This window comes from Pseudomonas sp. S4_EA_1b (assembly GCF_016307435.1).
Classification (GTDB): Bacteria; Pseudomonadota; Gammaproteobacteria; order Pseudomonadales; family Pseudomonadaceae; genus Aquipseudomonas; species Aquipseudomonas rhodesiae.
Window position 1 is genome coordinate 46,685 of sequence record NZ_JAEILC010000034.1, and the last position, 26,157, is coordinate 72,841.

28 protein-coding genes are annotated in these 26,157 nt (G+C 66.2%); 25 read left to right on the top strand and 3 right to left on the bottom strand.

Annotated elements, in window-relative coordinates; all coding sequences use genetic code 11:
* The first annotated feature begins 8 nt into the window (after positions 1-8).
* The 3 genes from YA0848_RS11345 (at position 9) to YA0848_RS11355 (ending at position 3,138) form a co-directional block, all read left to right on the top strand.
* Positions 9-329, top strand: coding sequence for a hypothetical protein (locus YA0848_RS11345; protein WP_023082318.1), 321 nt, complete (start codon positions 9-11; stop codon positions 327-329).
* Positions 330-417: 88 nt separating this feature from the next.
* Positions 418-723 carry a hypothetical protein gene (locus YA0848_RS11350; RefSeq protein ID WP_023082317.1) on the top strand — a complete coding sequence of 102 codons (306 nt, stop codon included), beginning with the start codon at positions 418-420 and terminating at the stop codon, positions 721-723.
* A 135-nt stretch (positions 724-858) separates the two neighbouring features.
* Entirely contained in the window at positions 859-3,138 is a 2,280-nt protein-coding gene (locus tag YA0848_RS11355) for a DEAD/DEAH box helicase family protein (RefSeq protein WP_023082316.1), read from the top strand.
* Positions 3,139-3,224: 86 nt separating this feature from the next.
* Here the strand turns inward: YA0848_RS11355 and YA0848_RS11360 are convergent, their stop codons facing one another.
* Entirely contained in the window at positions 3,225-5,045 is a 1,821-nt protein-coding gene (locus YA0848_RS11360; protein WP_198712511.1) for an ATP-dependent helicase, read from the bottom strand.
* A complete protein-coding gene (locus tag YA0848_RS11365; RefSeq protein WP_023082314.1) occupies positions 5,032-6,816 on the bottom strand; it encodes an ATP-dependent nuclease in 1,785 nt (594 codons plus the stop codon). The genes YA0848_RS11360 and YA0848_RS11365 overlap by 14 nt, the downstream gene beginning before the upstream one ends.
* A 160-nt stretch (positions 6,817-6,976) precedes the next feature.
* On the opposite strand from YA0848_RS11365, the gene pilL2 reads away from it, so the two are divergent.
* Genes pilL2 through YA0848_RS11400 form a run of 7 tightly spaced genes read left to right on the top strand, consistent with a single transcriptional unit; the run spans position 6,977 to position 12,993 of the window.
* Complete coding sequence (pilL2, locus tag YA0848_RS11370; RefSeq protein ID WP_023082313.1) at positions 6,977-7,564, top strand: PFGI-1 class ICE element type IV pilus protein PilL2; 588 nt, start codon at positions 6,977-6,979, stop codon at positions 7,562-7,564.
* Entirely contained in the window at positions 7,561-8,202 is a 642-nt protein-coding gene (locus YA0848_RS11375) for a hypothetical protein (protein WP_023082312.1), read from the top strand. The genes pilL2 and YA0848_RS11375 overlap by 4 nt, the downstream gene beginning before the upstream one ends.
* Positions 8,203-8,216: 14 nt before the next feature.
* On the top strand, positions 8,217-8,942 hold the full coding sequence (locus YA0848_RS11380; RefSeq protein WP_023082311.1) for a TIGR03759 family integrating conjugative element protein: 726 nt from the start codon (positions 8,217-8,219) through the stop codon (positions 8,940-8,942).
* Positions 8,924-9,514 (top strand): transglycosylase SLT domain-containing protein, encoded by a 591-nt coding sequence (locus YA0848_RS11385; protein WP_023082310.1) that lies wholly within the window; start codon positions 8,924-8,926, stop codon positions 9,512-9,514. The genes YA0848_RS11380 and YA0848_RS11385 overlap by 19 nt, the downstream gene beginning before the upstream one ends.
* Positions 9,511-10,050 (top strand): integrating conjugative element protein, encoded by a 540-nt coding sequence (locus YA0848_RS11390; RefSeq protein WP_023082309.1) that lies wholly within the window; start codon positions 9,511-9,513, stop codon positions 10,048-10,050. The genes YA0848_RS11385 and YA0848_RS11390 overlap by 4 nt, the downstream gene beginning before the upstream one ends.
* Positions 10,051-10,054: 4 nt before the next feature.
* Positions 10,055-12,247, top strand: a complete 2,193-nt coding sequence (gene traD, locus YA0848_RS11395) for a type IV conjugative transfer system coupling protein TraD (protein WP_023082308.1) — start codon at positions 10,055-10,057, stop codon at positions 12,245-12,247.
* Complete coding sequence (locus YA0848_RS11400; protein WP_023082307.1) at positions 12,244-12,993, top strand: TIGR03747 family integrating conjugative element membrane protein; 750 nt, start codon at positions 12,244-12,246, stop codon at positions 12,991-12,993. The genes traD and YA0848_RS11400 overlap by 4 nt, the downstream gene beginning before the upstream one ends.
* A gap of 29 nt (positions 12,994-13,022) precedes the next feature.
* On the opposite strand, the gene YA0848_RS11405 is transcribed toward YA0848_RS11400, so the two are convergent.
* Entirely contained in the window at positions 13,023-13,403 is a 381-nt protein-coding gene (locus tag YA0848_RS11405; protein WP_031668816.1) for a hypothetical protein, read from the bottom strand.
* Between the two features lie 206 nt (positions 13,404-13,609).
* On the opposite strand from YA0848_RS11405, the gene YA0848_RS11410 reads away from it, so the two are divergent.
* The 15 genes from YA0848_RS11410 (at position 13,610) to YA0848_RS11480 (ending at position 26,146) form a co-directional block, all read left to right on the top strand.
* Positions 13,610-13,993, top strand: coding sequence for an integrative conjugative element protein, RAQPRD family (locus YA0848_RS11410; RefSeq protein WP_023082305.1), 384 nt, complete (start codon positions 13,610-13,612; stop codon positions 13,991-13,993).
* On the top strand, positions 13,990-14,223 hold the full coding sequence (locus tag YA0848_RS11415; protein ID WP_003050225.1) for a TIGR03758 family integrating conjugative element protein: 234 nt from the start codon (positions 13,990-13,992) through the stop codon (positions 14,221-14,223). Before YA0848_RS11410 ends, YA0848_RS11415 begins: the two co-directional genes overlap by 4 nt.
* 16 nt (positions 14,224-14,239) lie before the next feature.
* Positions 14,240-14,599, top strand: coding sequence for a TIGR03745 family integrating conjugative element membrane protein (locus tag YA0848_RS11420; protein ID WP_023082304.1), 360 nt, complete (start codon positions 14,240-14,242; stop codon positions 14,597-14,599).
* Between the two features lie 12 nt (positions 14,600-14,611).
* Positions 14,612-15,010 carry a TIGR03750 family conjugal transfer protein gene (locus YA0848_RS11425; protein ID WP_023082303.1) on the top strand — a complete coding sequence of 133 codons (399 nt, stop codon included), beginning with the start codon at positions 14,612-14,614 and terminating at the stop codon, positions 15,008-15,010.
* The gene (locus tag YA0848_RS11430; protein ID WP_023082302.1) at positions 15,007-15,699 is read left to right on the top strand and encodes a PFL_4703 family integrating conjugative element protein; all 693 of its coding nucleotides are present in this window, start codon (positions 15,007-15,009) and stop codon (positions 15,697-15,699) included. The genes YA0848_RS11425 and YA0848_RS11430 overlap by 4 nt, the downstream gene beginning before the upstream one ends.
* The gene (locus tag YA0848_RS11435) at positions 15,696-16,613 is read left to right on the top strand and encodes a TIGR03749 family integrating conjugative element protein (RefSeq protein WP_023082301.1); all 918 of its coding nucleotides are present in this window, start codon (positions 15,696-15,698) and stop codon (positions 16,611-16,613) included. Before YA0848_RS11430 ends, YA0848_RS11435 begins: the two co-directional genes overlap by 4 nt.
* Complete coding sequence (locus tag YA0848_RS11440) at positions 16,603-18,033, top strand: TIGR03752 family integrating conjugative element protein (RefSeq protein ID WP_023082300.1); 1,431 nt, start codon at positions 16,603-16,605, stop codon at positions 18,031-18,033. The genes YA0848_RS11435 and YA0848_RS11440 overlap by 11 nt, the downstream gene beginning before the upstream one ends.
* Positions 18,014-18,454 carry a TIGR03751 family conjugal transfer lipoprotein gene (locus tag YA0848_RS11445; RefSeq protein ID WP_023082299.1) on the top strand — a complete coding sequence of 147 codons (441 nt, stop codon included), beginning with the start codon at positions 18,014-18,016 and terminating at the stop codon, positions 18,452-18,454. Before YA0848_RS11440 ends, YA0848_RS11445 begins: the two co-directional genes overlap by 20 nt.
* The gene (locus tag YA0848_RS11450; protein ID WP_023082298.1) at positions 18,454-21,357 is read left to right on the top strand and encodes a conjugative transfer ATPase; all 2,904 of its coding nucleotides are present in this window, start codon (positions 18,454-18,456) and stop codon (positions 21,355-21,357) included. The genes YA0848_RS11445 and YA0848_RS11450 overlap by 1 nt, the downstream gene beginning before the upstream one ends.
* A gap of 13 nt (positions 21,358-21,370) precedes the next feature.
* Positions 21,371-22,156: a DsbA family protein gene (locus YA0848_RS11455; RefSeq protein ID WP_023082297.1), complete on the top strand. Its 786-nt coding sequence runs from the start codon at positions 21,371-21,373 to the stop codon at positions 22,154-22,156.
* Positions 22,157-22,337: 181 nt separating this feature from the next.
* Positions 22,338-22,832, top strand: a complete 495-nt coding sequence (locus tag YA0848_RS11460) for a JAB domain-containing protein (protein WP_023082296.1) — start codon at positions 22,338-22,340, stop codon at positions 22,830-22,832.
* Between the two features lie 162 nt (positions 22,833-22,994).
* A complete protein-coding gene (locus YA0848_RS11465; RefSeq protein WP_023082295.1) occupies positions 22,995-23,441 on the top strand; it encodes a TIGR03757 family integrating conjugative element protein in 447 nt (148 codons plus the stop codon).
* 14 nt (positions 23,442-23,455) lie between these two features.
* A complete protein-coding gene (locus tag YA0848_RS11470; protein ID WP_216664122.1) occupies positions 23,456-24,385 on the top strand; it encodes a TIGR03756 family integrating conjugative element protein in 930 nt (309 codons plus the stop codon).
* 10 nt (positions 24,386-24,395) lie between these two features.
* The gene (locus tag YA0848_RS11475) at positions 24,396-25,790 is read left to right on the top strand and encodes an integrating conjugative element protein (protein WP_023082293.1); all 1,395 of its coding nucleotides are present in this window, start codon (positions 24,396-24,398) and stop codon (positions 25,788-25,790) included.
* Entirely contained in the window at positions 25,787-26,146 is a 360-nt protein-coding gene (locus YA0848_RS11480) for a hypothetical protein (protein ID WP_023082292.1), read from the top strand. Before YA0848_RS11475 ends, YA0848_RS11480 begins: the two co-directional genes overlap by 4 nt.
* Positions 26,147-26,157 lie beyond the last annotated feature (11 nt).

A 26,157-nucleotide genomic window follows, 5' to 3' on the forward strand; every position in this document is an offset into this window, starting at 1 on the left:
GAAACACCATGTTCCCCAATCTGTTCAAGCGGCCCGCGCCGCAGAAGCAACCGTTGTTCGCACCAGGTACGTTGCAGTTGAGCGAGAAGGTGCATTGGCTGGCCCGCAAAGGCCTGATCGACCCCTTGGCTCTTGTCCAGCGCCATGTGCGCGGTGACTGGGGCGAGACCGATGAGGCCACCCGTCAAGCCAACGATGTCGCAATCCGTGGGGACGATCCGATGATCTCCCACTTCAGGATCACGCCCGAACTGGTGTTGATCGTCAAGACCAGCGAGGACCACCAGACCACGGTGATCCAGCTTCCCGAAGAACGGGACATGATCTGACAGCACCATCGTCGTCTTCATCCACCTGACGGAGCCACTTCACTCCGCCAGGGGTGTCGTGGCTCAATGACTCATCAAGGAGGAGCCCATGGCATCACATCACATTGAAACCTACTGCCACGGGCTGGCGTTTCCAATCGGTGCGCTCATCTTCAGCAGGGGCATCGATCGCCTGGTCCGCACGGGTCGGCTCGACCCGATCCCGTACTTCAGGCGCCACACCCGTGGCGACTGGGGCGACGTCAACATCCAGCAATGGCAGGCCAACAGCACTGCACTGCAATCCGGTGCATCGCTGGAATCCCGCTACGTGATCCATCCGGGGCTGGCCATCCGCATCGTCACCGATGCGGAGCGCAGCGCCACCGTCATCGTGCTGCCGTCCGAAGACTGAGCACGATTCACCAGCAGGCCGCCACGGCCGGCAACTTCGACCACCTCGGCCAAGCGCCGATTTCCTTCCCACTGCGGGGCATGCCATTGGCCCGCTGGGGGTAGTGCATGCCCCATTTTTCATTGGAGCATCACCATGTCCCTCGATCTCGAAACCACTGCCGCTGAAGCCGCGCCCGTACAGGGCGAACTGCTCGATGCGGAATCTTCCCCTCTGACCCTGAGCCTTCAGGATTTTGTCGGCGAGTTCGGCGACGAACTGCTCGACGCCCTCAATAGCGCGAACCCGCCGGTCTATAACGGCCAGCCGCGGGCGCACCGGCAACTCGTCGTCGCCAGCCTCAAGCGCAAGCTGTTCCCGGCCCAGGCCGAAGTCGTCCACGCCGCCGCCGAGCTGCTAGTCGATCGGGGAGAACGCGCCGCGATCGTCAATGGCGAAATGGGTTGCGGCAAAACGACCGTCGGCATCGCCACGGCCGCCGCGCTCAACGCCGAAGGCTACCGCCGCACCCTGGTTCTTTCGCCACCGCACCTTGTTTACAAGTGGCGGCGCGAGATCCAGGAAACGGTAGCAGGTGCCAAGGTCTGGGTGCTCAACGGGCCGGATACGCTCGTCAAGCTAATCAAGCTGCGCGAGCAGTTGAATGTCCAGCCCACGGGCCAGGAGTTCTTTGTCCTGGGCCGGGTCAGGATGCGGATGGGCTTCCACTGGAAGTCCGTCTTCACCCAGCGGCGCACCCGCCACGGCGACGTGGCGGCCTGCCCGGACTGCGGCAGGGTCATCACCGACCTCGACGGCGAGCCGGTCAACCCGGTCGCCCTCCAAGCCGAGGAACACCGCAGGAAGTGCAGCCACTGCGCCGCGCCCCTGTGGACACTGATCCGCCCGCGCAGCCTGTCCGGCAGCGACCAGTCCTCGGCCGTGCTGAAAGCCCTCAAGCGCATCCCGACGATCGGGGAAGTCACCGCGCAGAAGCTGATGCAGAAGTTCGGCGACGGGTTCCTGGCGTCGATGCTGGGCGACAACATCCATGAGTTCATCAACTTGATGGATGGCAACGGCGAACTGGTCTTCTCTGACCGCCAGGCGCATCGCATGGAAAGAGCGATGGCGAACATGGAGTTCGGCTTTGGCGAAGGCGGCTACCAGCCGTCCGAGTTCATCAAGCGCTATCTGCCGCAAGGCACGTTCGACTTGTGCATCGCGGACGAGGCCCACGAGTACAAGAACGGTGGCAGTGCCCAAGGCCAGGCCATGGGCGTGCTGGCGGCGAAGGCTCGCAAGACCTTGCTGCTGACAGGCACGTTGATGGGCGGCTACGGGGACGACCTGTTCTACCTGCTGTTCCGAGCCCTGCCTGGGCGGATGATCGAAGACGGCTACCGCCCGACCACGAGCGGCAGCATGACCTCGGCCGCCATGGCGTTCATGAGGGACCACGGGGTCCTCAAGGACATCTACTCCGAAAGCACCGGCACGGCGCACAAGACGGCCAGGGGCACCAAGGTATCGGTGCGCACGGTCAAGGCTCCCGGCTTCGGGCCGAAGGGGGTCTTGCGGTGCATCCTGCCGTTCACGATCTTCCTCAAGCTCAAGGACATCGGCGGCAACGTCCTGCCGCCGTATGACGAGGAGTTCCGTGAAGTCGCAATGGACGTGGCGCAAGCCGCGGCCTACCGCGACCTGGCGGGTCGGCTGACCGCGGAGCTGAAACAGGCTCTGGCGCGACGCGATACGACGCTGCTGGGCGTGGTGCTCAATGTGCTGCTGGCTTGGCCGGACTGCTGCTTCCGGTCGGAAACCGTGGTGCATCCGCGCACGCGCAACACCTTGGCGTTCGTCCCGGCTCAGTTCAACGAGTTCGAGGTGACGCCGAAAGAGCGCGAGCTGATCGACATCTGCAAGGAAGAGAAGGCGCAGGGCCGCAAGGTTCTGGCCTACACGGTCTATACCGGCACGCGCGACACCACGTCGCGCCTGAAGGTGCTGCTGGAGCAGGAAGGTTTTCGGGTGGCAGTGCTGCGCGCGAGCGTGGATGCCAGCCGCCGCGAGGACTGGATCGCCGAGCAACTGGACCGTGGCATCGATGTGCTCATTACCAACCCTGAGCTTGTCAAGACGGGATTGGACCTGTTGGACTTCCCGACGATCGTGTTCATGCAGTCGGGCTACAACGTGTACTCGCTCCAGCAGGCGGCGCGTCGCTCCTGGCGCATCGGACAGAAGCAGTCCGTGCGCGTGATCTATCTCGGCTATGCCGGCTCCTCTCAGATGACCTGCCTGGAGCTGATGGCCAAGAAGATCATGGTCTCGCAGTCCACCTCGGGCGACGTGCCCGAATCGGGCCTGGATGTACTTAACCAGGACGGTGATTCCGTCGAAGTGGCGCTGGCCCGGCAACTCGTTGCAGCGTAAATTCTGCGACAACGCCGGCATCCCCATTGGGATGCCGGTTTTTTTTTGCCGCCCCTCAGTAAGGCGCGGAGCTTGCGTTGCCTAGGCTACTGCTGCAAGCCGGCGGTCCGCATCCGATTCTCCAACTCGTCCAAGAACGGGGAGCGTCCAAGCCGCATCGGGCCGAATCGACCATCGACAAAGCCCGAATAGAGCATGTGGACCTCGTCACGGGCGCGGGTCAGGCCCACGTAGAAGAGGCGACGACTTTCGCGCAATTTCTCGGGACTCTCATTGCGCCACGGCAGGTTCCCAAGATCGAGACCGACCATGATGACCACGCCGTACTCGCAGCCCTTGGCCGAATGTAAGGTCAATAGATTGAGGTGCGCTGGCGACCCATCTCGCCCCCCGAGGCTCACGATATCCAGGGAGGCCAATGCGCCACCTTCCGCGAGTGCCGCCGTCATACGGTCCAACTGCTCCTTCTGGTCGGCGAGCGCGCTCTCTGCGTCCAGCAGGTCATCGAGGATACCGGTCCGAAGCGCTGCAACGAACTCACGCGCAGGTTGAACATCCTGGCGCAGGGACCATAAAAGCGCGGTCAGCACTTGCCCCTCGCGTTTGGCCTGGCTCTCGTCCAGATGCGCACGGCGGAAAGCCAGATAACGTTCGATCAAACCACGCAACTGCGGCCGCCCGATGCGCCAGCCGCCTGCGCACCAGGCTGCGCAGTCCTCGACCCAACTCGTCAGGCCCACCTTGCGATAAGGCGCGGCATTGTCGACCCGGATGTAGTCGAGTCCGCTGGCCGTCGCCACCTCGGCAACGACGTCGCCTGCGCGGTAGTCCTTGTAGAGGATTGCGATATCACCAAGCGTCCGACCGGGCTTGGCCGCCAGAGCCGCCGGAATGATCTGCGCAATGGCATGCGCGGCCTGATCCGCTAAGCCCCCAGGACGCAGCACGAACGCGATGGACGCCTGACGCGTCGGGTCGTTCGCCCGATAACCGCGGGCTTCGCCCAACGCCAGCTCCGAGGCGTTAACGATTCTGGTACCTGATCGATAATTGAGCTGAAGCTGGACCCGCTCAATATCGTCGCGTGCGGCCAGTTCCGTGAGCAAGCCGCCGTCGGCCCCCGTGAAACCATAGATTGACTGATCCGCATCGCCTACCGCGAATAAGCGAACACCGCCATCGAACGCCAGGCGCTTGACGATCCGATGCAGCGCGACGCCCAAGTCCTGGTACTCGTCGACGGCGAGCACCGGAAACTTCGCCTGGACCAATGGCAGCACCCAGTCGTGCTCGACAATCAGCCGCTGGCCGAAGACGACCATGTCGTCGTAGTCGATTAATCCCTCGTTACGCAACGCCGCTTCGTAGGCGATCGCCCAAGCGGCAAGCTCCTCCTCGCTGCGCCACATGACGCTGTTTCGGTCGAGAACAGAGCGTCGGTGCCGCCCCAGATCGATGGCCTTGTACGGATGATTGGGCCCGAAGAGCGCGTCCCCCGACTGCCTCAGCAAACGGTCGCTCACCCGCTGCGTTGCCACCGCCAATGGAAACGGAATCGGCAGTTTGGCCAAGCGCCCGTAGGGCATCAGCAGATGGCGCAGGCAAAAGCCATGCACCGTGCCAATGAACAGGTTTGGTGCCTCTCGCAATCCCAAGCCTTCGAGGCGGCGAGTCAGTTCGCGCGCGCATTCCTGGCTGTAGGTAATGCATGCGGCTCCACGAGGGGCGCGGACGTCCTCGGCCAAGATGCGTGCGAGCTTCAGCACCAAGGTCTTCGTCTTGCCACTCCCCGGTCCGGCGAGCACCACGCAGTGCCCTTGCGAGTCGTATGCCGCCTGTTGGCCGGGATTGCCGGCTAGGTCTGCGGCCTGCGCCAGGTAGGCGGAGCTGACACTAGACGACGGCATCACGGATGTACTCAAGCGCAGAGCGAATGTAGTCCGGGCACGTGTCATCCGATACCGACACCGCAAGCGCCTGTGCAAACCGCCCCTTACCAATGCGCTCAATCATCGCCAGCAAACGGTCTTCATCAAGCTCATCTGGATCGTCCACCCAAGACTGCAGATCGTCCAAGCTTGCCCGCTTCAAAGGCAACTCTCGTTCGATCACCTGTTGCATCGACTCGGCCAAACCACCTGCGAATAGTTCAGGCTCCAGCGTGTTCTCGTTGACGAAGTATCCGAGTTCCACGGCGCGCTCCAGGACATCGTCCACGTCCCACTCGCCGTGATCGTCGCCCGGCTCGACCACATCGAGGACATTGGCGAGGCGCCGACGTACGCGCGGCGGCTTTCCGTCGACCGGGTCACGGTCGGTCAAGATCACATGCGGGATGTTTAGGCCATGAGGCCCCAAGAGTTTCACGTAAGGAGTGAAGTTGGTGCCGCCCACCGAACACACCGTGATTCCCAGCATGTCGAGCGGGATACCCAGCGCTTCCGCGAATGCTGGGATGAGGAAGCGCTCCGCATCGCCCTCGACCAGAATGACGCCCCGTGAAAAGAAGATTTCGCCGCGCGTCACATCAATGTAGCGCTGCAGGTCTTCCTCGTCGCGTTGAGTGAAAGGAGCGTTCGCCGTAGAGACCGCCACGGTCTTCCCCTCTGACGCATCGTGACGAAGCAGGACGATCGACCGTATCGGCGCAACACTGGCGATATGCGGCGAGTGCGTGGTCAGAATCGTCGTGAGCGGAGGCACGTCCTCTTCGCCCTGTGCACCGGTGCCCAGGAAGTAGCGATACACCAGCCGCTGGACGTGGGGATGCAGGTGCGCCTCGGGCTCTTCCACTACGAAGAAGGTGTGGTCACGCTCGCCGTCCGACACCAGCCGGTCTAGTTCGAGACTCTTGAGCGCCAGGAAGATCAGGTTCGCCGTCCCGAGACTTGCGTCGCCGATGCCGCGAGCTCCGTTGTCGATCAGCAGCCGCAAGCTGCGCAACAGGGCATCGACGCGCGTCGGCGCCAGCCCGAGGCCTAGCGGGACGGCATGCTGCGCTCCCGCGAGGGCGACCAGCCTTTCGCTGATCCGTTCCGCAGCCTCTATTACCTCGTTGTGACCGGCAAGTTCCTGTTGGGCTTCGTCGACCTGCTGCTGAATCTCCTCTCGGGCGTCTTCATCGAGCGACGCTGCAAGGTCTTCGATGAGCGGCCGCAACGGTGAGTGACGCCAGCTCGCAAGATCCTTCTCCGCATCACGCAAAGCAACCTGAACGTCCAACGGCAACATGCGACGGAGCGCGCCGCCGATACGCATCTCGGGGTCGTTGCCGCCGAAGATCACGTACTCGTAGTCCCTCAGCGAATCGGGCTCCTCGGCCAGTCCGGCCTTCGGCTGAAAGCGATAGGTCAAGCGCGCCACCATGGGTGGCCCAGCCTCGATCACGCAGTCGTTGAGGTGGGCCATCAGTCGCGGATCGTCCGTGAAATCGGTAAGGTCGACCGACACCTCGATGGCTTCGCCGAGCTTGTCTGCGCCGAGGCCGTCCCAAAAGTGCTCAAGCCCCAATTGCCGGTCACGCTCGGACAATGCTGGATCGAGGATCAGTTGCAGGGCACGAATGAAGTTGCTCTTGCCGACCTTGTTCTCCCCCACGATGACGATGCTGTCGCCGGTCTCGACATCCACGTCCGAGAAATTGGCGAAATTGACTAGCCTGACACGTGAAATCCGCATTTCAAATCCCCCTTCCTTTTGGCATTTGATAGTAGCAGTCAGTGGCGAACTGCCCCATTCAGCTACTGAACAAACCGGACCACCTCCAGTTCGCATTCTTTGCTGATTGGCTGGACGCATCCGAAGAAGGTATCGGCTTATTGCACCAGAGAGCCGAGCCATGCAAGCCATTTGTCCGATCCGGCGTCTGGCCGGTGCCAGCCTGCTGGCAGCTACCGTCCTGACCACCGGCTGCGCGACGACCGCCGCACCGGTCGTGCCACCGCCCATCGAGCAGGCGATCTCGATACCCGAGCCGGCCGCGCCGGAACTCGTGCCGGTCGTGCGCTACGGTCGTTACACGCTGGTCGAACTGGCACCGACGGCCGCGCAGCGCGACCTGCTGTTGCAGACCATCGACGTGTCGATGCCGGAGGATGCCCGCGCAACGGTGGGCGATGGGCTGCGGCATGTGCTCAAGCGCAGCGGCTATCAGCTCTGCGAGACCGCGCACGCGGTAATTGAGCTGTACGCACTGCCGCTGCCGGCGGCGCACCTGCACCTCGGCCCCATGACCTTGCGCGATGCGCTGCTCACGCTTGCCGGCCCCGCTTGGGAACTGCACGCGGACGATCGGGCACGGCAAATCTGCTTCGAGCGGCCTGGCGACAGTATGTCCGCAGACAACGCATCCGCGCCGCCCGTCACCGAGGCGGCGCAGACGTTCCCGCTGGCACCCATGCCCGTGGTTTCGGGAGGCCAGCCATGAACGCTCCGCAATCCGCCCAGCGTTCAACCGCCGCCGTGGTGGTGCAGAGCCTGCTCTGGCTTTGGCTGTTCGGCCTCAGCGTCTTCGTAGCCCTCGGCTACCAGGCCATGCACGACCAGGCCGACCAGGAGAGGCTGGATTCCCGCCTGCAACGCCTCGAAGCGCAGGCAACAGGCCTGGCCGAGACCATCGAGACCATCCAACAGCGTCCGGCCGTCGCAACGGCGGTAGACCTCAAAGACACCCGCCAAATCCTTGAAGCACGCGCGGCCCAGGTCGAGAAAGCGCTGAGCGGCTATGCCGCTGCCGACGACCTTCAGTCGCTGCGCGCCGAGGTCGAGCAGCTCAAGACGCGCCAGACCGCAGCACGCGCCGCGGCACCGGCCCAGTCGCGCGCACCGAGCAAGGCTGCTGCCAGGCCCGAGCCACCGCCGCTCCCGTTCCGCATCGTCGGCGCCGAACTGCGCGCCGGCCAGCGCAGCGTGTCCGTCGCGCCGAGCAATGGGGACTTCACGCCTGACCAGCTTCAGGTGCTGCTGCCCGGCGATGCGATCGGCCTGTGGCGCTTGCTGGCCGTCGAAGGCAGCACCGCGGTGTTCCAGGCCGGCGACCAGACCCGTCGCATGGCGATTCCCTGACCGGAGCACACCACATGAAGCCGTCGATCATCCTTTCTGCGCTTGTGCTGGCGTCCGCCCACTGGCCCGCCTGGGCGCAGCAGCCGACCACGGCGCCCACGCGCAATGCGCAGAGCCAGGAACGTCCGCTGGCCGCCCGCATCCCGGAAGACCGGGTGGCAAGCGACTGGGGCCTGCAACCGCAGGAATGGACGCGCTATCGCGAACTGATGGACGGACCGCTGGGCATCTACTCGCCCAACCTGGACCCGCTATCGGCCCTGGGCATCGAGGCACGCACCGACGAAGAACGGCGGCGCTACGCAGAACTGCAGGTGCAAGCCGAAGCGCGCCGCGTCGAGAAGCTGCTCGCCTACCAGCGCGCCTACGACGAAGCCTGGCAGCGGCTGAACCCCGGCATGCAGCGGGTGAACCTGCCGGACGACAAGCCGGTCGCCGGCGCCACGCGCGGCTCCGGCCGCACGGCAGTATTCGTCAAGGACGGCTGCGTGGCCTGCGGCCAGCTCGTGCAGCGCCTGCAATCCGCGGGCGCCGAATTCGACCTGTACATGGTCGGCAGCCGCCAGGACGACGCGCGCATCCGCGACTGGGCCAAGCGCGCGAACGTCGATCCGGCGCGCGTGCGCAGCGGCAGCATCACGCTCAACCACGACGGCGGCCGCTGGCTAACCTTGGGGGTGCCCGGCGATCTGCCGGCGGTCGTGCGCGAGGTGAACGGTCAATGGCAGCGCCAGCCGTAGCCGCACCCCTGCGCGCACTGGTGCTCGCCGCTGGCCTGTATGCCTGCGTCGCCCAGGCCCAGGAGGTTCCGCCACCGGCCTACCAGCTCGCCGCGCAGCGTGCGGGCATCCCCTCGACGGTGCTCTATGCCGTCGCCTTGCAAGAGAGCGGCATCCGCCGCAATGGGCGTATGGTCCCATGGCCCTGGTCGCTCAACGTCGCCGGCCAGTCGCGCCGCTACGCCACCCGCGCCGACGCCTGCGCTGGCTTGCAACAGGCGATGCGCTCCACGCCGCACACGCGCATCGACGCGGGCCTGGGCCAGATCAACCTCGGCTATCACCGGCAGCGCTACGCCAGCGCGTGCGACTTGCTCGATCCGTACCGCAACCTCGCCATCGCCGCCGAGATCCTGAAGGAGCAGCACGCGCCGGGGGAGGACTGGCTTCTGGCGATCGGTCGCTACCACCGCCCCGCGGGTGGCGAGCCTGCCGCCCGCTATCGGCGCAGCGTGTCGCGCCACCTCGCCCGCGTGCAGGGCACGCGCCCAACCGCCGCAGCACTCGCCGCGCGCCAGGAGACCTCACCATGACGAAACCCCATTTGACCCTGTGGAGCCTGCTCGTGTCGCTGGCGGGCCTGCCGTTGGCCCTGTATGCCGGCGAGCCGCTGATTGTGGTCGAGGACCGCGGCGGCACGTCGGCGCTGCCGTACTACGAAGCCCTCAACCTCCAGCCGCGCGCAAATGCCCCGGCCCGGCCGCCCATCCCGACGCCACAGGTTCCCGTCACACCGGCGGACGAGGCCGCGATGCTGCCGGTGCGCAGCGCCAAGCTCACCCCCGGCACCGTCTCGCGGCGGGTGATCGAGGCACCGGGCCTGCGGCCGTTCGTGCTCATCGGCGACGACGAGACCTCCCATGCCTGGCTGCGGCGTCGTGCGACCTCGCTGCGCGAGCGCGGTACGGTCGGCCTGGTCGTCAACGTCGAGACGGTGCAGGCCCTTGCACGGCTGCGCGCCCTGGTGCCCGGCGTACCGCTCGCTCCCGTGGGCGGCGACGACCTGGCGGAGCGCCTGGGCCTGCGGCACTACCCGGCGCTGATCACGGCCACCGGCATCGAGCAATGAAACCATGTCTGGGAAGCAACCAGTCGAAGTACTGTTGCGGCCAGCGGTGGAGCTATACACCGTCGCAGCGTGTGCTGGCGCCGCGTTTTTGTGCGTGGTGGCCCCGTGGTCGCTCGCGCTGAGCCCCGCCATGGGCGTCGGCAGTGCGCTGGCGTTCGCGGCCTATGGCGCCATCCGCTACCGCGATGCCCGCATCATCCTGCGCTACCGGCGCAACATCCGCCGCCTGCCGCGCTACGTGATGACCAGCAAGGACGTGCCGGTCAGCCAGCAACGCCTGTTCGTGGGACGCGGGTTCCTGTGGGAGCAGAAGCACACCCATAGGCTCATGCAGACGTACCGGCCGGAGTTCCGCCGCTACGTCGAGCCGACGCCGGCCTACCGGCTGGCGCGGCGCTTGGAAGAGCGGCTGGAATTTGCGCCGTTCCCGCTCTCCCGGCTGTCGACACTCACGGGTTGGGACGTGCCATTCAATCCTGTACGCCCATTGCCGCCTGTGGGCGGCCTGCCGCGCCTGCACGGCATCGAACCGGAGGAGGTGGACGTCGGCCTGCCGCTGGGTGAGCGCGTCGGGCACTCGCTGGTGCTGGGCACTACGCGCGTAGGCAAGACGCGACTGGCCGAGTTGTTCGTGACCCAGGACATCCGGCGCAAGAACGCCGCGGGCGAGCACGAGGTCGTGATCGTCATTGACCCCAAGGGCGATGCGGATCTCCTGAAGCGGATGTACGTCGAAGCCCTGGGTGCCGGCCGCGAAGGCGAGTTCTATGTGTTCCACCTGGGTTGGCCGGACATCTCCGCACGCTACAACGCCGTGGGCCGCTTCGGCCGCATCAGCGAGGTGGCCACCCGCGTCGCGGGGCAGCTTTCCGGCGAAGGCAACTCAGCCGCCTTCCGAGAGTTTGCGTGGCGATTCGTCAACATCATCGCCCGCGCCCTGGTGGAGCTGGGACAGCGGCCCGACTACATGCTGATCCAGCAGCACGTCATCAACATCGACGCGCTGTTCATCGAGTACGCGCAGCACTACTTCGCCAAGACGGAGCCCAAGGCCTGGGAAATCATCGTCCAGCTCGAAGCGAAGCTGAACGACAAGAACATCCCGCGCAACATGATTGGGCGGGAAAAGCGCGTCGTGGCGCTGGAGCAGTATCTCTCCCAAGCCCGCAACTACGACCCGGTGTTGGACGGCCTGCGCTCTGCCGTCCGCTACGACAAGACGTATTTTGACAAGATCGTCGCCAGCTTGCTGCCGCTGTTGGAGAAACTGACAAGCGGCAAGATCGCCCAGCTCCTGGCCCCGAACTATTCCGATCTGGCCGACCCGCGCCCGATCTTCGACTGGATGCAGGTCATCCGCAAGCGTGCCGTCGTGTATGTCGGCCTCGATGCACTGTCCGACGCCGAGGTTGCCGCAGCGGTCGGCAATTCCATGTTCTCCGATCTGGTTTCGGTCGCAGGGCACATCTACAAGCACGGTATCGACGACGGCCTGCCGGGCGCATCGGCCGGCACGCGCGTGCCGATCAACGTCCACGCGGATGAATTCAATGAACTCATGGGTGACGAATTCATACCGTTGATCAACAAGGGCGGCGGTGCCGGGCTGCAAGTCAGCGCCTACACGCAGACGCTCTCCGACATCGAGGCCCGCATTGGCAACCGCGCCAAAGCCGGTCAAGTCATCGGGAATTTCAACAACCTCTTCATGCTGCGCGTGCGCGAGACCGCGACCGCCGAACTGCTGACCAGGCAATTGCCGAAGGTCGAGGTCTATACGACCACCATCGTGAGCGGCGCGACCGATAGCTCGGACATTCGTGGGACGACGGACTTCACGTCGAACACCCAGGATCGCATCAGCATGTCCAGCGTCCCGATGATCGAGCCGTCGCACGTCGTCGGCCTGCCCAAAGGCCAGTGCTTCGCGCTGCTGCAGGGCGGCCAGCTTTGGAAGGTCCGCATGCCGCTTCCGGCCCCCGACTCCGATGAAGTGATGCCGGCAGATCTGCAGCAACTGGCCGGGTACATGCGCCAGAGCTACAGCGAGGCCACGCAGTGGTGGGAGTTCACCAGTTCCCCGGCCTTGCAGGACGCGGCTTTACCCGACGACCTGCTGGACGATGTCGCTCCGCCCGAGCCTGCCGCGGTGACCTCCGCCACCGACGACGACGCCGACATCGGGGCCTCACCGTGAACGACGCCGCTGCTACCACACAGCGGGAACAGAGCCGCCGGCAGGGACTGATCGTCGGCACCATTACGTTCCCGTTCCGGTTGCTCGCAGTGCTGATCGGCTCGCTGCTGTTCTCGATCGTGGTCGAGTGCGTCGGTATGCACCTGTTCTGGAAGGACCAGGGCTGGCGCCACTCCCAGCAGATGCTGCAGTACGAGCTGGGGCACCTATCCAGCCACTTCACGCGCAGCGTGGTCGTGCAGGAGCCTGGGCGCACGGCGCACGAGCTGGTGGACACCGGCTACGAATGGGTGTTCGTGCGTTCCGGGCTGCTGGAGCGCATGAGCCAGACCGCCGAGCGGGCCCGCGCGCCCAGCCAGGCCGGAGGGCGCAACTTCCGCTGCTACATCAGCCAGGTTTATGTCTGGACCGAGAGCTACCTGATCGCTGCGGCCTTCACGACGCTCACGTTCCTGGTTCGCTTGCTGGTCCTGGTGCTCACGCTGCCGCTGATCTTCACTGCGGCGTTTGTCGGCCTGATCGACGGCCTGGTGCGGCGCGACGTGCGCCGGTTCGGCGCGGGCCGGGAATCCGGCTTCATCTACCACCGCGCAAAGGCGAGCCTGATGCCGCTGGCCGTGCTGCCCTGGGTCACCTATCTGGCCTTGCCGATCTCGGTGCATCCACTGCTGATCCTGTTGCCGAGCGCCGCCTTGCTGGGGCTGGCGGTATCCCTGACTGCGGGGAGCTTCAAGAAGTACCTTTGAAGGTTGAGCACGCCGCGCAGCGCTGATGCTCAGGCCTTCATCCGCGCACGCACCTGTTCCCAGGCCTGCGCAGCGCGCACCTGCGCTTCCTGCATTTCGGCTCGGATCAACTCAGTCATCTCGGCGTGGCCGGCTTCCGCTTCCTCCCAGATGAAGTACCGGCGCATCTGGTGCGTCACACCATCCACAAAGACCATCGTCTCGAACAGGAGTGGATCTCCACTAAGTCCGTGGTTGTGGTCCAGCCCAAGAAAGACCGTGGAGATACGGACGTCATCGACCCAGGTTTCCACCACCCGCCGATCAGCTACTGAAAACCAGGCGCCCCACTCGGCAATGCTCTCGCACGGTACGGCACGACGACCGTCGAGCTTGTAGTGCATGTGGCGAGGGAATTGGGGAAGCGGCATACCGAAAGAGTACCCGAAGGCGCTCGCGCTCCCAAAGCCGACGCCAGTTTCTCGCCACGCTGACGCGGCGCTAGTTCCCACTCTCCAGACCCTGAAACCGCGCGCAAGCCCATGAATCCGGGCATGCGCGGGTTCCTATTGTTTGCGGCCTAAAAGTACCTCGCTGCCCACGATCAAGCCATTGCTGATCACACAGGAATGGCGCGATGTTGGCTCCGATCTGGCAGCGCGCCGCGTATCGCGGCGTGCCCATTTTTCTCGTGACGGCCCTGCTGCTGGGTCAGTCCCCGATGGTGTTGGCCGAGTCCCCGGCACAGCGCCAGGAACTGGTCGCCGCGCTGCGCCAACTCGACGCGCTGGAGCGCACCGTCGCCGACAGCGCCGCGCGTGCCCCCATCCAGCCGGGCGAGCGCTACCACTTCGATTACCCGCGGTTGCTGGCTGACCTGGCGCGCGTGCGCGCCGGCATCCAGGCCCATCTCACACCGTCGCGTGCCCAGCCGCGCGACCTCTCCGAACTGGCCGGCGACTACCGCACCGAGCGGTCCGCTTCGCCATCGCCGACGACGACTTCGGAAGACACGCCATGAACGGCGCCCAGGTCTCGGCATTTCAAGCCAACAGCGGCATCGCGCCTTCGGCGATGGCGACCGTCCTGGTCGGCGTCGTGTTCGCGGTGCTCCTCGTGTGGGGCGTCTGGGCCATCCGAACGGCCTACGTGGGGTGGTCCGAGAGCCGCCTCAACCAGCGCCAGTTCCTCGGCGTCTGCATCCGCTTCGTCGCGATGTACCTCGTCCTGAGCTTCTTCCTTCTCTCCTGACCTGAAAGGCACGACCATGCAAAACCGCATCCCCCATTCCCATCTTGCCCAGCGCGCCGCTGTGGCACTGGGCGCCGCCGCGCTGCCCGCGCTGTCGTTCGCGCAAGGCTTGCCGCAGTTGGAGAACCCGACCCGCGGCACCGGCAACGGCATCATGGAAACCATCAGGAACTATGGCTACGACATCATCATGCTCGTGGCCCTCCTGGTCGTGGCGTCGATGTTTATCGGCGTCTGCTATCACGCCTACGGGACTTACGCGGAAATCCACACCGGCCGCAAGACCTGGGGCCAGTTCGGCCTCACGGTCGCCATCGGTGCCGTGCTGCTGGTGATCGGCATCTGGCTGCTCACCGAAGCCACCGGCATCCTCTAAGGCGAGGTCGGTATGTCCGAGCAGCAGCACGTCCGTGCGGACGGGACGGTCACGTTCCTTCCGCACCGGCTCAACCGCCACCCCGTTGTCGTGCGCGGCCTCACCGCCGACGAGCTGTGGATCTGCTGCGGCCTGTCGGGCGCTGCCGGCCTGCTGGTCGGCGCGCCGCTGTCCTGGGTGTTCCGCACGATCGCCATCGCGCCGACGTTCGTCGTCCTGGGCGTGGCCCTCGGCGTCTTCATCGGGGGCGGCATCCTGCGCCGTCTCAAGCGCGGGCGTCCCGATACCTGGCTGTACCGGCAACTGCAATGGCGCATCGCCACGCGCCATCCGCTGATGGCGGGATGGGTAGGCGGCCACGTGCTGATCTCGCGCTCCGGCTTCTGGTCCACCCGAAGGAGTGCACGATGAGCCGCTTCAAGAACGAGATCACCCACCTGCAGGCGCACATCAAGACGCTTCGCCTGGGGGCTGGCGCGCTGGTCATCGTCGCCCTGGTCATGGGCGGCGGCTGGTGGAGCGCGCCGCGCGACCTGACCATCCACGTCCCGCCCGACCTGCGCTCCGGCAGTACCCGAAAGTGGTGGGAAGTACCGCCCGAATCGGTCTATGCGTTCACGTTCTACTTGTTCCAGACCCTCAACCGCTGGCCGACGAATGGCGAAGAGGACTACGCGCGCAACCTCCACACGCTTTCGCCGTACCTTACCCCGTCCTGCCAGGCCTTCCTGCGCGCGGACTATGACTACCGCCGCAGTACGGGCGAACTGCGCCAGCGCGTGCGCGGCATCTACGAAATCCCCGGCCGCGGGTACGGCGACGACCCCACGGCGCGCGTGCGCGTGGTCTCCGACCGCGACTGGGTGGTGACGCTCGACATCACCGCCGACGAGTACTACGGCGCCGAGCAGGTCAAGCGCGCGCTCGTGCGCTACCCGGTGAAAGTCACGCGGGTGGACGTCGATCCCGCCCGCAACCCGTTCGGCCTGGCGCTGGACTGCTACGACGGTGCGCCCCAGCGCATTAGCGCCCCGGAGCCGACGCGCCCGGCGCCTGGCGGCCTGTCTCCGCAAGCGCCCCAAGGAGGAAACACCCCATGAAGCATCTTGTACTCATGCTGCTGGGGCTGCTGGCCGCGGCCGCGGCACCCGTCTCCCATGCCGTGGAGATTCTGCGCTGGGAACGCATGCCGCTGGCGGTGCCGCTGAAGGTCGGCCAGGAGCGCATCGTGTTCATCGACCGGAACGTCCGCGTGGGCGTGCCCGCAGGCGTCGGCGAACGCCTGCGCGTGCAGAGCGCGGGTGGCGCGGTGTACCTGCGTGCCAGCGAGCCGATCGAGCCCACGCGGCTGCAATTGCAGGACGCCGACACGGGCGCGCTGATCCTGCTCGACATCGCGGCCGAGCCGCCCAAGGACGGCGAAGCCGAGCTGGAGCCGGTGCGCATCGTCGAGGGCAGCAGCACCCCGGCGCGCTATGGCGATCAGCCAGGCGGTGCCGATGAGGCCCCGGCACGCGCCCAGGATCAGGCAGGTACGCGGGCAGCGCGGCGCGAAACCCCGGTGCCGGTCGTCCTGACGCGCTTCGCCGCGCAGAACCTCTACGCGCCGCTGCGCACCGTGGAGCCGCTGCCCGGCGTCATGCGGGTGAACCTGCGCCGCGGCCTCGACCTCGGCACGCTGATGCCGACGCTGCCGGTGCGCGCGGTCGCGCTCGCGTCGTGGCGTCTGGAAGACCAGTGGGTCACCGCCGTGCGTCTGACCAACAGCAGCGGCGGCTGGGTCACGCTCGACCCGCGCGTGCTGCAAGGCGATTTCCTCACCGCCACCTTCCAGCACGAAGCGCTCGGCCCCCACGGGACGCCCGAGGACACGACCGTCCTGTACCTGGTGACGCGCGGGCGCGGCCTCGTGCAGTCGCTGCTGCCGGCGATCCACCGCTTCGACCCGGCCGTGCATCTGCCGCAGCCGGAAGCTGAAGCCGACGATGGCAAGGAGGCCCGCCATGCGCAGTAACGGCTTGCTCAAGTGGCTGATGATCCCGGTCGCCTTGCTGGTGTTGTTCGTTGCCATCCGGCTGTTCTCCGGTGGAAGCACGTCGGCACCGCCCGCGGCAGATGCCGGCTCCAAGCTCACGCCCGAGGAAATGAAGGCGTTGGGCATCGAAGGCGATACCCCCCGCGATACCGTGGCAACGCTCGTCGCCCAGGTGAAGCAGTTGCGCACCGAGCTTCAGACCGCGCTGACCGACAACAAGTCGCAGCGCGAGGAAAACCAGCGGCTGCGCCAGCGCGAGAACTCCATCGATCAGCGCATCAATTCGGCCCTCGAATCCGAACGCTCCAATCTGCGCCGCGACCAGCAGCAGGCGGCCAGCGAGCGTCAGCAGACCGAGGGGCTGCTCGCCGACCTGCAGCGGCGCCTGGACAGCATCGGCGGGCGCGGCGGCGGCCATGCTGATCTGCCGGTGGGCCTGGGGCTGCGTGATGGCGACGAGGTCGGCATGGAAGGCGGCATGCGATGGGTCGAACCGGACGACGCGAAGAAGGCCGAGGGCCGCAACGGCAGTCGTGGCACGGGCAGCGGCATGAGCTTCCCGACGAGCTTCGGCCCCGCGCAAAGCACGCTGGAAACCACCGGGGAAACCGTGGCGAACGCTGGCGCACGTGCGGCAGGCGTCAAGAGCGCCAAGCCGGTGTATACGGTGCCGACCAACTCGACGCTGATGGGTTCCGTGGCGATGACGGCGCTGATCGGCCGCGTCCCGATCGACGGGACAGTGAACGACCCATACCCGTTCAAAGTACTGGTCGGGCCGGACAACCTCACGGCCAACGGCATCGACATTCCCGACGTAGCCGGCGCGGTGTTCTCCGGCTTCGCCTCGGGCGACTGGACCCTCTCGTGCGTGCGCGGCCAGGTGCGCAGCATCACGTTCGTGTTCAACGACGGGACGATCCGCACGATTCCCGAAGACCGCGAAGGCAACCAGCAGAACAACCAGCAGCAGAACTCTCAAACCGGGGGTCTGGGGTGGATCAGCGATCCGCACGGCATCCCCTGCGTCAGCGGCGAGCGGCGCAGCAACGCTCAGCAGTACCTCGGATCGCAAGCCCTGATCACTGCGGCTGGTGCCGGCGTGGCCTCGCTCATCGAAAGCGACAGCGGCCGCATGTCCTACGTCGGCTCGGACGGCGCCATCGGCACCGTGGGCATCAGCGGCCAGGAAGCAGTCGGCCAGATCCTCGCGGGCGGCGTCCGGGACATGTCCAACTGGGTCAACCAGCTCTACGGCCAGGCATTCGCCGCCGTCTATGTACAGCCCGGCGCCAAGGTCGCCGTCCACCTCGAAAAGCCGCTCGCCATCGATCACGACCCCGAAGGCCGGCGCGTCGATCACCGTGCAGGAGAAAGCCATGCGCTCGAACTCGATTAAGGGCCTGGCGCTGGCCCTCGCCGTCGCGGTGCTCGGCGGCTGCGCCACCAGCAAGGAAAAGCTACTGCCCCACGGCGACAGCACGATGATGGACATCTGGCAGCAGAACGCCGGTGAGGGCGGCGGTGGCTCCGGCCAGGTCGCGCGCCAGCAGCTGCTCGACGCGCGCCAGAGCCTGCGCCGGCCGCTGACCGAGGCCGACGTGCAGACCGCGCCCGCCGAGCAGGTGAGCTACACGCGCACGGCGCGCAACGAGGTCTATCGCCAGTTCCAGCGCCTGCCCAATCCCGATCTCGCCATGTACGTGTACCCGCACCTGGCGGGCACGGACCCCGTTCCCGTGCCGGGCTACACGACGGTTTTCCCGCTGTACCAGCGCGTGCAGTACGCCATGCCAGGCGAGCGCGTGGAGGACTACTGATGCGCTGGAAGCTCCCTTGGCCCAGGCCGGCCGCACCGAAGTTGGCCGCACCCGGCGCTGGCGGTGACGAGCAGCCGGACGACTGGCAGCGCCACGTCGAGGCCTTGCGCCAGGCCGGCATCCCCGAACCCGGCGCGGCGGTCCAGGATCGCAGGCCGGCGACCGTGGCCGACGAGCAGGCGCTCTACGATGTCGCGCCGTCGTTCGCGGAACTGCTGCCGTGGGTGGAGTTCCTGCCGCAGTCGAAGTCGATGCTGCTGGAGGACGGGCAATCGGTCGCGGCCTTCTACGAGCTGGTGCCGCTGGGCACCGAGGGCCGGGAGCCCGGCTGGCTCGCGCATGCCCGCGATGCCTTGGAAAACGCCCTGCAAGACAGCTTCGATGAACTGGATGAGAACCCCTGGGTGCTCCAGCTCTATGCACAGGACGAGCCCAGCTTCGACCAGTACATGCAGACCCTGCGCGACTACGTGCAGCCGCGCGCCCGCGATACCGCGTTCACCGAGTTCTACCTTCGCTTCTTCGGCCATCACCTGCGCGCGGTCGCCAAGCCGGGTGGCCTGTTCGAGGACACGGTGGTCACGCGGCTGCGCTGGCGCGGACAGACGCGGCGCGTGCGCATGGTCGTCTATCGGCGTGCCACCGGGCAGGCAAGCCGCCGCGGCCAGACGCCCGAGCAGATGCTGAACATCGTCTGCGATCGCCTGTGCGGTGGGCTGGCGAATGCCGGTATCCAGGCACGGCGCATGGTCGCAGCCGACATCCACGACTGGCTGCTGCGGTGGTTCAATCCGCGCCCCGCGATGCTCGGGCCTGATGCCGAGGATCGCGAGCGCTTCTATGCACTGGCGCGCTACCCCGACAGCACCGAGGAAAGCGAGGCCGGCGAGATCGAGCTGGCGAGCGGGAGGGATTTCAGCCAGCGGCTGTTCTTCGGCCAGCCACGCTCCGACGTGGCGCATGGCATCTGGTACTTCGACGGCATGCCGCACCGTGTGCTGATTACCGACAGGCTGCGCATGCCGCCCGGCACCGGACACCTGACCGGCGAGACCCGCAAAGGGGACGCCATCAACACGCTGTTCGACCAGATGCCGGAAGACACCTTGCTTTGTCTCACGATGGTCGCCACGCCGCAGGATGTGCTGGAAGCGGATCTCAACCACCTGGCGAAGAAGGCCGTGGGCGAGACGCTGGCGTCCGAACAGACGCTCAAGGACGTGCAGGAAGCCCGCTCCCTCATCGGCAGCGCACACAAGCTCTACCGGGGAACGCTGGCGTTCTACCTGCGCGGGCGCGACGAGGCGGAACTGGACCGGCGCGGCCTGGACCTGGCGAACGTCATGCTCAACGCCGGCTTGCAGCCGGTGCGCGAGGACGACGAGGTGGCGCCGCTCAACAGCTACCTGCGCTGGCTCCCGTGCTGCTACAACCCCGGCCAGGACCGGCGCAAGTGGTACACCCAATTGATGTTCGCCCAGCACGCGGCGAACCTGTCGCCGGTGTGGGGCCGCGCCCAGGGTACGGGCCACCCCGGCATCACGATGTTCAATCGTGGTGGCGGCCCGATTACGTTTGACCCCTTGAACAGGTTGGATCGGCAGATGAATGCCCACCTGTTTCTGTTCGGCCCCACCGGCTCCGGCAAGAGCGCTACGCTCAATAACCTCTTGAACCAGGTCACAGCCATCTATCGGCCGCGGCTGTTCATCGTGGAAGCCGGGAATTCCTTCGGCCTTTTCGCAGACTTCGCCCGGCGCCTGGGGCTGACTGTGAACCGCGTCAAGCTGGCCCCCGGCTCCGGCATCAGCCTCGCGCCATTCGCCGATGCGCGCCGGCTGATCGAAACACCCAGCGACGTGCAGACGCTTGATGCCGACGCGCTGGATGAAGACCAGCCGGCGGATGCCCCGCCCTTGGAAGCGGACGAGCAGCGCGATGTGCTGGGCGAATTGGAAATCACGGCCCGGCTGATGATCACGGGCGGCGAAGACAAGGAAGAAGCCCGGATGACGCGCGCCGACCGCTCGCTGATCCGCCAGTGCATCCTCGACGCCGCCGAGCACTGCCACGGTGGAGGTGGTAGCGACAAGCGCACGGTGCTCACGCGCGACGTACGCAACGCGCTGCGCACCCGGGGCCAGGACCCGACGCTGCCCGAGATGCGCCGCGTGCGGCTGCTGGAGATGGCGGATGCGATGGACATGTTCTGCCAGGGTACGGACGGCGAGATGTTCGACCGCGACGGCACGCCGTGGCCCGAGGCCGACATCACCCTGGTCGATCTGGCAACCTACGCCCGGGAGGGCTACAACGCGCAGCTCTCCATTGCCTACATCAGCCTGATCAGCACGGTGAACAACATCGCGGAGCGCGACCAGTATCTGGGTCGTCCCATCGTCAACGTCACAGACGAAGGACACATCATCACCAAAAATCCATTGCTTGCACCGTACGTGGTCAAGATCACAAAAATGTGGCGCAAGCTAGGGGCCTGGTACTGGCTGGCTACGCAAAATATCGACGATCTGCCGCGCGCCGCGGAGCCCATGCTGTCCATGATTGAATGGTGGGTGTGCCTGTCAATGCCACCCGATGAAGTGGAGAAGATCGCGCGGTTCCGCGAACTCTCGCCCGCACAGAAGGCGCTGATGCTGTCGGCGCGCAAAGAAGCGGGGAAATTCACCGAGGGCGTCATCTTGTCGAAGTCTATGGAAGTGCTTTTCCGCGCTGTGCCGCCGAGCCTGTACCTCGCCCTCGCGCAGACGGAACCCGAGGAGAAGGCCGAGCGCTACCAGCTCATGCAGCAATACGGCTGCACCGAACTCGAAGCCGCCTTCCGGGTCGCCGAGAAGATCGACCAAGCGCGCGGCATCGAGTCGCCGGCCCTGGACCTGTCTTAAGCCGGAGAACGCCATGGAACCGAAACGTCCTTCCATCCCGATGCAGGTCCAGGCGTTCCGCCGCTGCAATCGGCGGCTCCGCTGGCCCTGGGTATTGGCTGCAGCTTTGGTCGCGCTGCTGCTGATCTGGCTCGTGTCTCGGTCGCCCGGCAAATCCCCGCCGCAGTCGCCCGCGCCGGTCAGCATGACGCAGCCCTCCGGGCCGCCCTGGCAGATGGGCAACCCTGGGGGCCGCTTCACGCTGACGCTCTATGCCGACCTAGAATGCCCGTTCTGCCGGGAGTACTTCCCGCAGCTCAAGCGCTGGGTCGGCAACAACACCGATGTGGCGCTGCAATGGCACCACCAGCCGCTGGCCGCGCACGAGCCCGCCGCATCAAACGAGGCGCGCCTGGCCGAGTGCGCCGCCGAAGCTGGTGGGCATACCGCGTTCTGGCAAGCCATCGAGTGGGTCTATGCCCACACGCGCAGCGACGGCCAGGGCTTGCCCGATGGCTTGCGCTACCCCGAATCGACACCAGCCCTCGAGCAGTGCATGGCAAGCGAGCGGGTCGAAGCGCTCGTCCGCGCCCAGGCCACGGAAGCCACCAAGAGCGGCGTGACCGCCACACCGTCGCTGCGGCTGCTTGACCGCCAGACGGGCCAGGCCATCCTGCTGCAGGGGCCGATCGAGGGCGATGCCTTGCTCTCGGCCATGGACATGCTGGCGGCCGAGGACCCGGCTGGCGACGCGGCGGCCTCGCCCGCCGCCCCCACATCCGAAATGCCTGCCGACGTTGTCGGCGACATGCCCAGGTAGCCCTCGGTCTTGGAGGCTACGGCGCGGCTTGCCGCGCTGACCGCTACCCGTTCGCTCCGCATCCTGGCTGCGAACAATCACCGCTGCGCGGTGGTGGATGCAACTTGCTCCGATGTTTCCATCCCCAGGAGGGCTTGCCCTCCCAGGGTGGCGCCCTCCGTCCACATTCTGGAGGTTCGCCATGTCTCTCATCGCCAATGGCTCCTGCGTGGAGCCACGTTTTTCCTCAGCGTCCCAATCTGATGACCGGATCATCCGGCAAGCCCTCACGCTGCTGGAGCAGCGGGTCTTCAAGAAGGGGCCATTTTTGGAAGGGCCCAACGCTGTCAAGGATTACCTGCGCCTGAAATTGGCCGCCGAGCCGAACGAAATCTTCGCCGTCGTGTTCCTCAACAACAAGCACGAGGTACTCGCCTACGAGCCGATGTTCAAGGGCACGGTCCATTCGGCCACGGTACATGCGCGCCCGATCATGCAGCGTGCCCTGGAACTGAACGCCGCAGCTGTCATTTTTTCGCACCAACACCCTTCAGGCTGCACGGAGCCGTCAAGCGAGGACCGCGCGATCACCCAAACACTGAGGGCCACGTTGTCGCTGATCGACGTGAGGGTGCTGGATCACCTCATCGTCGGCCAAGGCACGCCTTACTCGTTCGCGGAATCCGGCCTGCTGTAGCGACGGCATCGGTTTGCTAATCCACGCGGAGGCTTCGGCCTCCGCTTTTTCATGGGCGCGAGACAAGCAGGTATGCGGGCAGTGCGCGATGCGCATTGTTTGTTGGGGCGGCATCTGCTTCGCGTTTGACTACTGCTCTGATCAACTTCAAAGGCACGCGACATGCCAGCATCTCTTTCCAGGTTCGCGCCAGGTTGGCGAACCCTCGGCCTGGCCGTCGCGCTGCCGGCAGCCCTGGCCGTTTTCAGCCCGTCCACCTTCGCCGCCGACGTGCTGGTCGTCACCGACAGCCGCCACCCGGTCAAGACCATGGGCGGCGAGCGGCTGATCGAGCTGGACGAAGCCCACCGGATTGAAGCGGAGCTTTCGGCGGAACTGTCCGCCGATCCCGAACAGGCAACGGCGATCGTCAAGCGCCGGCTGTCCAGCGGCGGTGCCGATCTCCAGCGACGCATCGCTTCCGCATACCAGGGCGTCACGGACGCATGGAGCCTGGGCATCACCAGCCTCCCGGCCGTCGTGGTGGACCAGCGCTACGTGGTCTATGGCGAGCCGGACGTGGCTCGCGCCATCGCACGCATCGAGCAGCACCGGAGGCCCCAACCGTGACCCGACCATTCGACATGATGCGCCGCCTGCGCGCTGGCGTGGCTTCTGTGCTGCTGCTCAGCGCCACGGGCAGCTACGCCCTCAACACCGCGACCATCGTCGGCTCAGTGGCATCACCAGACTGCCTCGAATACCGGGTCGTCGGCATCTGCTACTGGCTCTACTGCACCTGGACGGGCTGCACGGTGCGCACGTCCATCAAGGTACGCCACTACATCCCCGATGCGGTGGTCTCCAGCTACAGCAACACCGGCGAGAACCCCTGGGTCGAAGTCCGGGCGATGAGCACGCCCAACCCGTCCGCCCAGGCGGGCGGGGACGGAACGACGAACGAGGATCACGAAAACAACTTGGCGAAATACAAGAACGCCGACGTCATCGGTCACCCCGGCGTCGAGGTGTTCAACCAGTTCGTCTCGTCCTCGGGCTACTTCTGCGAGGGCGCGGGCACGGCGTTCATGCCGTATCTGGTCAGCACCTTGGACACGCTGGCATGGCGCTACAACGTACCCGAGATGGCCTACCCGGAAGCGCTGATTCCGGGCATGCGCGAGGTCGGTGCGCGCACCACCTTGAACCTCTGGGGCAACGTGTACCCCCGCGGCGGCTTCCTGCATCAGACCGACGACCACAAGGCCGGCGCCGTGGTCGCCCAGCGCGCCGGCGATGTCGTCACGCGCCGCGGGCAGATCCACGTCTATCAGCCGCTGCTCGCCAACTCCCGCGACGGGTACTGGCCGGCCGGTGCGCTGATGGAGGGCGATGCCTCGACCGGCAAGTGGCAGGAACTCACGCCCGTCCTGTCTTCGTCCTGCACGGTCTTCCCGCGCAGCGGCTTTCTGACCCAGGCCCAGCAAGGCGACTACGCCTGGGCGCTCTGGCGGCCCTATGCGTGCTGCGAACGCCGGGGCCAGGTGTTCCTCGGCAGCGTGGATTTCTATTGAGGGTACGACGATGAAGCGTCCTGAACTGATGAACCTTTCCGCTCAGGCGCGTCGCCTGCTGCGCCGGACGGCGCTGGCCGGGGCGCTCGCCCTGGGCTGCGGCCTCGCTTGGGCGCAGACCGGATTCCAGACCAGCGGTCCCGTCCTCGGCGACGAGGTGATGTATTCGATCGGCGGCGGTAGCGCAGTATCCATGGGCCGTGCGGCTGGCATGCGCTCCATCGGTGTGGGTGTAGGCTGGAACAGCAATCTGATCTGCGGCGACATGAGCATTCAGACCACGCTGCGCAACCAGCTCAACGGCGTCACGAACGGCTTTCAGCAGATCATGAGCAACGTGATCCAGAGCGCCACGAGCGCCGTGGCGTCCCTGCCTGCGTTGATCATCCAGCGGGCCGACCCCGGCCTCTACAACCTGCTCACGAACGGCGTGCTGCAGGCACGGCTGGACTTCGATCGCTCCAAGCTGACATGCCGCGCCATGGCCGAGAAGATGGCAGAGACGGCGGGCGGCCAGTTGGGCTGGAGCCAGATGGCCGAAGGCATGGCGCTGCGCGACGCGGTATCGAGCACCGACGCCGTGTCGGCGATCGAGCAGGCCGAGACGCGGCGCGGCAACGACGGTGTGCCCTGGGTGGGCGGCAGCAATGCTGGCGGCGCGGGCCAGCCCGCCATCCGGGTGGTCGGCGACGTGACCCGCGCGGGCTACAACCTCGTGAACGGCCGCGGCGTGACCGACACATCGTCCATCGCGCCAGCCAGTTGCGCAAGCCTGTCCTGCCAGACCTGGACTTCGCCCCAGCAGGCGGTCGAATGGGCGACGCGGGTACTCGGCGAGCAGGAGCAGCGCACCTGCGATTCCTGCACCAAGACCGAGACGGTCCCCGGCGTCGGGCTGACGCCGCTGATCCAGGAGGAATACGAGACGAAGCTGGAAGCCCTGCAGGAGTTGATCTCGGCGACGCGCAACACCACGTTCGAGAACCTGCGCGCGGCCGGCAGCGCATCGCTGCCCATCACGCGCGGCGTCATCGAGGCGCTGCGCGACGAGCCGGATCAGGACCTGCTGGCACGCCGTCTGGCGTCGGAGGTCGCGCTGTCGTCCGTCTTGGAGAAGGCATTGCTACTCCAGCGGACCCTGTTGACCGGGAAGAAGGAGCCCAACGTGGCGGCGAACCAGTTGGCAGTCGAGGCTGTGAACCACGAGAGCAACACCCTCGACCAGGAGATCCGCAACCTCAAGACCGAACTGGAGCTGCGTCGCGAGCTGGCCAACAACTCGCCGATGGCCATCATCCAGCGCCACGGCACGCGGGCGGCCGGCTCGCGCGGCATTTACGAAGGCGATCCGGTGCCCGACCGCCTCGACCAGCTGCAGAAGGGCAATCCGGGAGGTCGGCCATGAGTCCGACGCGCGCGACCTGGCTGCGCCCGCGCTGGCTGTTCGGCCGGCGCGCGGCGAAGGCGCTGCTGTGGGCAGTGGTGCTCGCCGCCGCCGCCGTGGGCGCCAACATCGTCGGCATCTCCCTCGTCGGCAGCGTGGCCGGCTGGGAACGGTGGCTGGCGGCCGCTTCGGGCTACTTTCTGGTGTGGCGGCTGTGCTTGTACGGCGCGACGGTCTACGGATGGATGTGGATGCGCCGCCGGGTGCTGGCGCGCGATACCGACGACACCCAGGCACGGCGCCGCCTGGTGCGCAGCGAGATCGCCGGCGTCATCGCCATCGTGGCGCTGGAAGCCAGCCTGCTGATGCAAGGCTGAGGGGAGATTGG